This is a genomic window from Anabaena sp. UHCC 0451 (assembly GCF_034931405.1).
Classification (GTDB): Bacteria; Cyanobacteriota; Cyanobacteriia; order Cyanobacteriales; family Nostocaceae; genus RDYJ01.
On record NZ_JAYGHA010000005.1, the window covers coordinates 178,166 to 188,224 of the forward strand.

The window sequence follows — 10,059 nt, forward strand, 5'->3', positions numbered from 1 at the left end:
GATTTTTTCAAAATTCAAATATGAGTCCTATACAACAATGAAATTAAGGAATATAACATCAAGCTTCCCGATGTTTATCAATTTCTTAGTCGTACTCCAATTCTGCAATCAGAACGATATGAAACTCTAGATTAATCAGGGTGTTCCCGAATATATGACAACAGACCCTACACAGATGTTGTAGCCCCGGCTTTTCATATCTTCACTAGATATGGCATCTGTTTGAGTGGGTTAACTCGGTATCTTCCAAAAGTTTAGAAAATAGTCAAGTAAAATTAAGAATTATGTTGGATACTACTCACAAGCATTTAATTCTTGGGGCTGGTTTTGTGGGATTGGGTATGGCTGAATCGCTCAAGAGCGCGAGTATTCCCTACGACCAAGTTGATGCCAGTGATGACATTGGTGGAAATTGGTATCATGGTGTATATGAAACTGCACACATTATTTCATCACGGAAGATTACCCAATTTACCCATTTTCCCATGCCGGATCATTATCCGGACTTTCCCAGCGCCCAAAATATACGGGATTACTTAAATTCCTTTGCTGATCATTTTGAGTTACGTAAAAATATTGAACTGAATCGTCAAGTTAGCTATGTGCGACCTGTTGAGAATAATCTCTGGGAAGTTACCTTTGATAATGGGGAACAGCGAATTTACAAAGGGATTATCATTTGTAATGGTCATCACTGGTGCAAACGTTTTCCCAAATTCTCAGGAGAATTTGATGGGGAGATAATTCACTCCAAAGATTATAAAAATCCCCAGCAACTACGTGGTAAGAGAGTTCTGGTGATTGGTGGAGGGAATTCAGCTTGTGATATAGCCGCAGAAGCAGCTAGGGTGGGAGCTAAATCTGTGTTGAGTATGCGTGAATCTGTGTGGTTTATTCCCAAAACCTTTATGGGTGTGCCAGTTTCTGATTTAACTGAATGGTGGATGCCAGAATGGTTTCAGCGGTTTATGTCTTATGTAATTATTCTGCTAACCTTCGGCAAGCACAAAGATTATGGTCTACCCGAACCCAAATATCGAATTTTTGATAAGCACCCGACCTTAAATAATGAAGTTCCTTACTATATTAAACACGGTCGCATTACCTATAAGCCAGAGGTAAGACATTTAGATGGTGGGGAAGTTGAATTTGCGGATGGTAGTCGAGAAACTTTTGATTTAATTGTTTGTGCAACTGGTTTTCATGTTGCCTATCCATTTTTAGCTCCAGAACTGCAACGGGTGGAAGGAGCAACAGTAAAATGTTATGGCGGTTCATTTCTTGAAGATTACAAAGGAATTTACTACATCGGTTGGGGACAAGCTAGAGGAGGTGCTGGTTCTGTATTTTCCGCTTTTGCACCCCTATTTACCCGTTTTCTTGCACTCCAGGATGAAATTAAAATTCCTATGGGTCTAGTCCTCAAAAAAATGGGACAGCAACTACCTACAACCCATCTTGAAGATCCGCAAAAGATTTTTCGGGAATTAAAATTAGCCAATCTGTTTTTTCAACGGATGGTTAAAAAAGCTCACCGAATTGATTCCCAGTATTCCCAGTTTGAGAATCAGCCACTCCCACCCTTGCTCCAAAAATTAGTCACAAAGATTAACTGATCGTAAATCTGCTAGCTAGGTGATAGGGTGAGAATAACTAACCACCAATTACCCATTACCCTAGCAAATCCCTAATCGGGTTATGATAGTAAATAGTCTGGATGCAAAAGATGATTGAGTGAACTATCCCGCCCCGTCTTCAGAAATTAATTTAGGGTCTATTTTTCCCTTTGAGTTGGATCAATTCCAGCTAGATGCGATCGCCTCCCTCAATGCTGGCCGCTCAGTAGTTGTCTGTGCGCCCACAGGTTCAGGTAAAACATTAATTGGGGAATACGCCATTTATCGCGCCCTGGCGCGAAGGAAACGTGTATTTTACACCACCCCCCTCAAAGCGTTATCAAATCAAAAATTACGCGACTTTCGGGAAAAATTCGGTTTTGATCAAGTCGGACTCTTAACCGGTGATGCCTCCATTAACAGGGATGCACCGATTTTAGTCATGACCACCGAAATTTTCCGTAATATGCTCTATGGCACACCTATAGGTCAAATCGGCATCTCGTTAACAGATGTGGAGGCTGTGGTCTTAGATGAGTGCCACTACATGAACGATCGCCAACGGGGTACAGTATGGGAAGAATCTATTATTTACTGTCCCCGTGAAGTCCAACTGGTCGCCCTTTCCGCTACAGTTGCTAATAGTGACCAACTCACAGACTGGTTAAATCGCGTTCATGGTCCAACAGACCTAATTTACTCGGATTTTCGCCCAGTTCCCTTGGAGTTTAACTTTTGCAATCCCAAAGGGCTGTTCCCGCTACTGAATGACAGCAAAACTAAAATTAACCCCCGTTTAATCAAACGTAGTAAAAAAGGTCCAGGGGAAAGGGGAAAAGCAGGTAGACCAGAAGCACCCGGCATCATTTATACCCTCAGTCAATTAGAGCAGCGGGATATGCTGCCAGCAATTTTCTTTATTTTCAGCCGTCGGGGCTGTGATAAAGCCGTGGGAGAAGTAGGGGATTTATGGTTAGTTAACAATGAAGAATCCCAAATATTACGTAGGCAGATTGATGACTTTTTAGCCCGTAACCCGGAAGCGGGACGTTCTGGACAAATTGCACCACTCTACAGAGGTATTGCGGCGCATCATGCCGGAATTTTACCAGCTTGGAAGGTTTTGGTTGAAGAACTATTTCAACAAGGTTTAATTAAAGTTGTTTTTGCAACGGAAACCCTGGCAGCGGGTATTAATATGCCAGCGCGGACAACTGTGATTTCTACTCTTTCTAAACGCACTGATAACGGACACCGTTTGTTAAAAGCTTCGGAGTTTCTACAAATGTCCGGGCGTGCTGGTCGTCGAGGCATGGATTTACAAGGTTATGTGGTGACACTACAAACTCCCTTTGAAGGAGCAAAAGAAGCCGCTTATTTGGCTACATCCCCAGCAGATCCTCTTGTTAGTCAGTTTACGCCTAGCTATGGTATGGTGCTGAACTTGCTACAAACTCATACCTTAGAACAAGCTAGGGAACTGATAGAACGTAGTTTTGGGCAGTACATGGCAACTTTGTATTTAAAGCCAGAGTATGACGAAATAGCGGAAATTAAAACCGAATTAGCGAAAATTCAAGCAGAACTGGACGCGATTGATGAAAATGAATTGGCGCTATATGAAAAATTGCGACAACGGCTGAAAGTAGAACGCCATATATTTAAAACTCTACAAGAACAAGCACGGGAAGACAGACAAGAACAATTGTCAATGATGTTAGATTTTGCTGTGACTGGGACGCTGTTAAGTTTGAAAGATAAAAACATGACAGCGACTTTACCTTTAACAGCAGTATTGTTTGGTAAAGCCCCAGAAGTGGGTCCACTTTCTTACTTGGTCTGTTTGGGACAGGATAACCGCTGGTATGTGGCTACAACTGCCGATGTAATTGACTTATACGCAGAAATGCCCAGGATGGAAGTTCCAGATGATATTTTACCACCATCAGAACTGGGTTTGAAACGCGGTCAGTCTGTACGTGGTAATCAACAAACAGCGGCGATCGCTCAAAGCATACCAGATCCGAGCGAGTTTATGTATATGCCCCCGGAAGTAGCTACACAACTGAGTCGGGTTAACGCTGTACAATCACAGATAGAAAATCATCCTCTACATCAATCAGGTAATATCGCCAATATCTTTAAACAACGAGCGCGTTGTGTGGAATTGGAAGCTGAACTAGAAGGTTTAGAGGAACAAGTCGAACAACACTCTCAACAACATTGGGAAGAGTTTCTGAATTTAATTCAGATATTGCAGCAGTTCGGCGGGTTGGATAACTTAACACCCACGGTACTAGGGCAAATGGCCGCTGCAATTCGGGGTGAAAATGAATTATGGTTAGGTTTAGCGATCGCTAGTGGTGAACTGGATAATTTAGATCCCCATCATTTAGCTGCTGCGGCTGCGGCTTTGGTAACAGAAACACCACGCCCAGATAGTAAAGTGCGTTTTGAACTTAGTAACCAGGTAGCTGATGCTTTAGCAAAATTGCGGGGAATTCGTCGCCAATTGTTCCAAATCCAACGCCGCTATAATGTAGCTCTACCTATTTGGTTGGAGTTTGAATTAATTGCCATTGTCGAACAATGGGCTTTAGGTATGGAATGGACTGAACTCTGTACAAATACCACTTTGGATGAAGGTGATGTAGTCAGGCTGTTGCGTCGCACTTTGGATTTATTATCTCAAATTCCTCATGTTCCTTTGGTTTCCGATTCACTGCGCCGAAATGCTCAACGGGCTATGCAGTTAATTGATAGGTTCCCTGTCAATGAAGTTAAGGAATAAGCTGTAGGTTGGGCAATGTCCATTTATTGCCCCAAGAAACCAGCAAGCAGCAGCGGCAAAAGTATCAAGGCTGATGCAATCAAAACTACAGTCGCTGGATCAATTTTAATGTGGTTTTTCTGTGGATCTCGCATTTACTACAATCTCCTCAAACAGTTATTGAAACTTAATTTTAACTCACTAAAGTCCCCTGCTTATACAAGCAGCGGGTTTTGCGTTGGGGTAAAATCCCCGTTGCAAAACGTAATTCTAAATTCTAAATTCTAAATTCTGCATTCTTTTAAGTTATTTAGGGTTGGCTTTTTCCAAAAATATCTGCTTTCAGTTCTGATTTGTTGGTGGATTAGTCCAGTGTTGTGGAGTATCCAAAAAGTAAGTATTCAGCTATAGAACTCGTTCATACCCAGATCCCCGACTTCTGACATCAATTTATAATTTGTGAACACAATAAACAAAAGAAGTCGGGGATCTTATCGCCCACCCAGATCCCCGACTTCTGACATCAATTTATAATTTGTGAACACAATAAACAAAAGAAGTCGGGGATCTTATCGCCGATGCGATTACTGACAGTTGATAATTGGTAACTTACCTTGCAACTGCTGAAAATTAGCTTGAACGCAAGCACTACAACTGCAACCAGTTTGATTAACAGTTTGATGGTGTGGTTGAGTTAAAATCGGTGCTGTTAATTTGGAAATGGGTTGCACAGATACTGAGACAATCATTTGCGAATTCGGTGCAACTTGCCATCTAGTAGATGCGTGCGCTGGACTAACTACTAGCAGCAGAGATGCTAGAAAAACATGACAAGCGAGGAAAATCAATTTAGCTATGTTCATAGTTTATACTCAAAGGCTGCTGCTGATACAGCATACCCAATTATGAAGGATTAGTCATTAGTTTTTGACCAAATTAGTAACTCTCCTTGTTCCCCACCTGCGGCTAAAAATTTACCTTGGGGATGCCAAGCTAGGGTAGAAAAACCCCCACTCACACCTGTGATAATTTGGGATACTTCATAATTTTGATCCCACAAACATAACCACCCATCAGCACCAGCGGACGCAAGAATCAGGCTTTGGGGTGCGTAGGCGATCGCATTAATTATATCCACATGATTGGTTAAAATTCGCGCTTCCCAACCTAATGATTCATCCTCTGATTTTTCCCAAACAACCACACCTTCGACGCTGGAAGTAGCCAAAAGCGGCGCACCTGTGGACGTTGTCGCCTCAGACCAGGCTAATTGACGAATTTTCCCCGGAAACCCCCGCATCACCCAAGGATCGGGATTTCCCCATTCTAAAACGGTGACGCTCCGATCCATGTTACCAGAAGCTAAATATTTACCGTCAGGCGACCACCCCATTGCTACACTAACTGTAGTGGTAGCCAAAATATAAGGTTCTTCATCCCAATCTTGAGTATGCCAAATTTTCAATCCTTTATAACCACTAATAGCTAAATATTTTCCATCTTTACGCCAGTCAATTCCTAAAATTGATGAGTTTTCAAAGGGTAGAGTAATAACTATTTCGGCTGTGTCTGCATCCCATACTTGCACGTATCGCCCTAAACTAAATGCTAGTTTATTATTGGTATGATTCCAAGCTAATTTATCTACCCAAGCAGGAGCATTTTCTAAAGTTGTAATTAACTGATTTTCTCGCCATATTTTTACTGTTCCATCTTGTCCACCTACGGCTAAATATTTACCATCAGACGAAAAAGCTACACAATCTATTGATTTACCTGTGGCTGTTTGTAAGTTGGTAAGTTCGCCATTTTCCCATATTACAACTTCTCCCGCAGCTGATGTTGCAGCTAGTTTTTGTCCTGATAAAGACCAAGTTAAAGCTGTGATATAATCTGCAAGTTTTCCTGAATAGTAGGTCGCAAATTCCTGATGTTTGTTAGTTGTGAAGTTCATTTTTAGATTAGATATGATGGAGAATAATATTTTTTTTTACTAACCGCAGAGACGCAGAGAACGCAGAGAAAAGAAAATGGCGTTGTTGAGTTAAAGTATGAATTTAAAATTTTTATTCACCAACGCCTAATTTTGAATTTTATCCCTACTTCCCTATTTCAATTTACGCTATACAAGCTAGAAAATCTTGTTTTAATTTGGCTGCATCTAAATTACGTCCAATGAAAACAAGTTCGTTTTTTCGGTTTTCGGTTTCTTTCCAAGGTCTATCTGCTTTACCATCAAATATCATGTGTACTCCTTGAAAAACAAAACGATTATCTTCTCCCGCAATGTTTAAAATGCCTTTCATGCGGAAAATATCTTGTCCTTGGGTACGTAATAATTCACCCAACCAATCATTTAATTTTTGTCCGTCTATTGCACCTTTTTCAACTAAGGCTACAGAATAAACGGTTTCATCATGTACATGAGCATCTTCTCCTAAGAAATTCGGATCAATTTCTAAAGCCCTTTCTAAATCAAAGGCTTGAACTCCTAACAGTGCATCCATTGATAATTCAGAATTTTGGGTGCGATGAATTTTAGCGATTGCATTCATTGACCTAATGCGCTGTTCTAATTCTTCTAAATTTTCTGGTGTGACTAAATCGGTTTTATTTAATAAAATCACATCAGCAAAAGCTATTTGTTCTTGGGCTTCGTCTGCTTCCCAATGTTGCCAAATATGTTTAGCATCTACTACGGTAACTACCGCATCTAGTGATAGTTGACTTTGCATATCTTCGTCAACAAAGAAGGTTTGAATTACAGGTGCAGGGTCTGCTAATCCTGTGGTTTCAATGACTAAATGATCAAATTTATCTCGACGTTTCATCAAATTGCCGATGATGCGAATTAAGTCACCGCGAACTGTACAGCAAATACAGCCGTTGTTCATTTCAAATATTTCTTCATCTGCATCAATAACTAGTTGATTATCAATGCCTACTTCCCCAAATTCATTGACGATAACTGCAACTTTTTTACCGTGTTCGTAAGTGAGAATATGGTTGAGAAGGGTGGTTTTTCCTGCTCCTAAATAGCCAGTTAAAACGGTTACAGGTACTGAAGTTGATGTTTCTGAAGTAATCATAATTTCCAAGCAGTTTCAAAGCAATTTTGATGATTAGTTGATAATCATTCTCTATCTAACACACATTGGTTAAAAATGGTAATATTGCTTCAAAAACGACGGCTGGATATTCTTCGTGTAGTCTTAATGAACTGGTAAATTTGCTAATGCGTCCATTTCTTGGCGTGATTTTGGCGGGCTGGATGCGCCTATAACTGCCATGATGGGGACGGTTAAGGACTGGTAATTGGTGACTCTTACCCAGTCCCCATTACCCACTCCCTAATTTTCCAATTTACATTCCAATGCCTTTTTCTGCATGGTTTTGAAGATGTTGTAAAAACCATTAGCGCGGGAAGGTGTGAGGCTAACATTTAAACCTGTGGCTTGAATAAAATCTGGTGTTAATTGTACAATTTCTGTGGGTGTTGTCCCGTTTAATCCTTCTATTAACAGTGCTAACAATCCCTTGGTTAGCTGAGAATCAGAATCTCCTTGAAATATTACTTTCCCGTCATCTAGTGATGCTGTGACATATACCTGGGAAACACAACCAGGAACTTTATTTTCCGGGGTTTTATCAGCTTCAGGAAATTCTGGCAATTTCTGAGCATACCAAATTAACTGTTCATAACGTCGTTTGGGTTCAGCAGCACGTTGAAAACGTTGGACAATTTTAGCCAAAGCTGGTGGTAAGGAGTCAAGACTTAAGGACATAGTAAATTCAGAAAATAATCAGCCTGATCTTGAGTGTAAATGATTTGCGATGTTTGCGAGCGATCGCAGGGAACTGGGGACTGGGAACTGGGAACTGGGGACTAGGGACTGGGGACTGGGGACTGGGTAAGAATTACCAATTAATTACCCATTACCCATTACCTAAATATGAAGTATTTAGACAAAATATTAAATAATGCTGCAAATTAGGGATTTTTGTTGAATTTTCTGAGTAATTATGAAGATTATTAGTCAATGATTCAATAAGCTAATCTATCTGAGGAGAAAATCCGGTGTTGACTTCAACCTTACTCGCTACTGTACCTGCGCCCCTCGCATGGACTCCCACTGTTGGTATTATCATGGTTATTGCCAACATTATTGCGATCGCTTTTGGTAAGTTTACCATCAAATATCCTAGTGCCGCACCAGCAGCACCTGCGCCTAATTTCTTTGGTGGTTTTGGTTTACCTGCTATCCTCGCAACCACAGCTTTTGGTCATATCTTAGGCGCTGGTATCATTTTAGGACTACATAACATCGGCAGAATCTAAGTTTTACATCCCATTCCGTCTTTATTTATCCCGACTTGATACTGTGGTCGGGATTCTTTCAATAATTATCTTGACTTAATTGGAATAAACTGCCATAATAGTTAAGGTATTGAAAATATGCACCTAAAAAGTTTACGGGGTTATAGCTCAGTTGGTAGAGCGCTTGAATGGCATTCAAGAGGTCAGGGGTTCGATTCCCCTTAACTCCACTTGTACATTAAATAATTATTGTTACTTTTAAAGAATTATTGTCCAACTTTACAAGTATAGAACTTACGTTAGATGTAGCTGAAAACTGAAAATCTGATTATAACGTTGGGGTAATTCATGAATTGCCCCTACCCCAAAATTGCTTTAATCTCAGACATAATTTCAGTAATTCGCTGATCTTTCTCTAATATATCATTTACCAATTGCTTTAAAAATGATATACCATATATAAACCAGGGAGAAAATTCGGCTTCATGTCGTGTGATTGTCAAGCAAAATCTTAACAATCCTATATCCCTGGTATCTTGTAGCTTTTTTACCAAATAGTTTTAATAGTGATTAAAGCTTGAATTCTCAAATCACGAGTAACTAAAGGAATACCCAAAGAAAACGCCGTAGCAGCAATAATTCTATCAGGCATATCAGGAACTGTTACTCGATCAATTTGTCGAATTGCACCTGAAATATTACGATCCAAAGGTACAAGTATAATACCGACATTGGGATCATCCAAAGCATTTAAAATTCGTGTTAATACCTCTTCTGCAAAGCGTCCCTTCTCAACTAAATAAGCAATTTCTATAACTGTGATAGCTGAGACATAAATAGGATTACCTGTATTAACTGCTTGTTCTAATGCTGTTAATGCAGCCTCTGATAATCTCTGTAAATCAAAAACGTACCAAATTAAAGTATGTGTATCTGCAACCACTGATGTCATTAAATTATATCCCTTGGAAAATTACCCCACAGTTCTTGACGCGCTTGAGAAATATCTTCTTCACTAATATCTACTTTTAAATCAGCACATAATCCTCTAACATTCTGTAAAGGAGTTTTAAGAGTCATTTTTTGAGACAAAAATTCCGCAAAATCTAATAATTGCTGTTGTTTATCAACAGGTAAATGGCGTAACTTTTCCAACACAGATTGCTCAATATTCATCTAAACTCCTCCTAATTTTACTACCCAATATCTATATTACATCTTTTATTGTAGGAGCAATTCATGAATTGCCTCTACACCGGAAAATTCATTAAATACCCCTACCCCAAAATTGCTTTAATCTCAGACATAATTTCAGCAACTCGCCGATCTTTCTCTAATATATCATTTATAAAAAA

General features: G+C 39.9%; 9 protein-coding genes, 1 tRNA gene and 1 pseudogene. 4 read left to right on the forward strand and 7 right to left on the reverse strand.

Annotation, left to right across the window (positions count from 1 at the left end):
* Positions 1-284: 284 nt before the first annotated feature.
* Positions 285-1,616, forward strand: a complete 1,332-nt coding sequence (locus VB694_RS05665; protein WP_323359331.1) for an NAD(P)/FAD-dependent oxidoreductase — start codon at positions 285-287, stop codon at positions 1,614-1,616.
* Between the two features lie 118 nt (positions 1,617-1,734).
* Positions 1,735-4,407: an RNA helicase gene (locus VB694_RS05670; RefSeq protein WP_323359332.1), complete on the forward strand. Its 2,673-nt coding sequence runs from the start codon at positions 1,735-1,737 to the stop codon at positions 4,405-4,407.
* A 563-nt stretch (positions 4,408-4,970) separates the two neighbouring features.
* Here the strand turns inward: VB694_RS05670 and VB694_RS05675 are convergent.
* The 5 genes and pseudogenes from VB694_RS05675 to VB694_RS05695 form a co-directional block, all read right to left on the reverse strand.
* Complete coding sequence (locus VB694_RS05675; RefSeq protein ID WP_323359333.1) at positions 4,971-5,249, reverse strand: hypothetical protein; 279 nt, start codon at positions 5,247-5,249, stop codon at positions 4,971-4,973.
* 50 nt (positions 5,250-5,299) lie between these two features.
* Positions 5,300-6,340: a WD40 repeat domain-containing protein gene (locus tag VB694_RS05680; RefSeq protein ID WP_323359334.1), complete on the reverse strand. Its 1,041-nt coding sequence runs from the start codon at positions 6,338-6,340 to the stop codon at positions 5,300-5,302.
* A gap of 163 nt (positions 6,341-6,503) precedes the next feature.
* Positions 6,504-7,475 carry a GTP-binding protein gene (locus VB694_RS05685; protein WP_323359335.1) on the reverse strand — a complete coding sequence of 324 codons (972 nt, stop codon included), beginning with the start codon at positions 7,473-7,475 and terminating at the stop codon, positions 6,504-6,506.
* Between the two features lie 55 nt (positions 7,476-7,530).
* Positions 7,531-7,697, reverse strand: a pseudogene (locus VB694_RS05690) (alpha/beta hydrolase); the annotation flags it as partial.
* A 39-nt stretch (positions 7,698-7,736) separates the two neighbouring features.
* A complete protein-coding gene (locus tag VB694_RS05695; RefSeq protein ID WP_323359336.1) occupies positions 7,737-8,171 on the reverse strand; it encodes a SufE family protein in 435 nt (144 codons plus the stop codon).
* A gap of 293 nt (positions 8,172-8,464) precedes the next feature.
* Between VB694_RS05695 and psaK the strand changes: the two genes are divergently transcribed.
* Together psaK and VB694_RS05705 are read left to right on the forward strand one after the other, a co-directional pair.
* Positions 8,465-8,725, forward strand: a complete 261-nt coding sequence (psaK, locus tag VB694_RS05700) for a photosystem I reaction center subunit PsaK (protein ID WP_323359337.1) — start codon at positions 8,465-8,467, stop codon at positions 8,723-8,725.
* A 136-nt stretch (positions 8,726-8,861) separates the two neighbouring features.
* Positions 8,862-8,934, forward strand: a tRNA-Ala gene (locus VB694_RS05705).
* 317 nt (positions 8,935-9,251) lie between these two features.
* Here the strand turns inward: VB694_RS05705 and VB694_RS05710 are convergent.
* Both VB694_RS05710 and VB694_RS05715 read right to left on the reverse strand, forming a co-directional pair.
* Positions 9,252-9,656: a type II toxin-antitoxin system VapC family toxin gene (locus VB694_RS05710; RefSeq protein ID WP_323359338.1), complete on the reverse strand. Its 405-nt coding sequence runs from the start codon at positions 9,654-9,656 to the stop codon at positions 9,252-9,254.
* Entirely contained in the window at positions 9,656-9,880 is a 225-nt protein-coding gene (locus VB694_RS05715) for a DUF2281 domain-containing protein (protein WP_323359339.1), read from the reverse strand. Before VB694_RS05715 ends, VB694_RS05710 begins: the two co-directional genes overlap by 1 nt.
* Positions 9,881-10,059 lie beyond the last annotated feature (179 nt).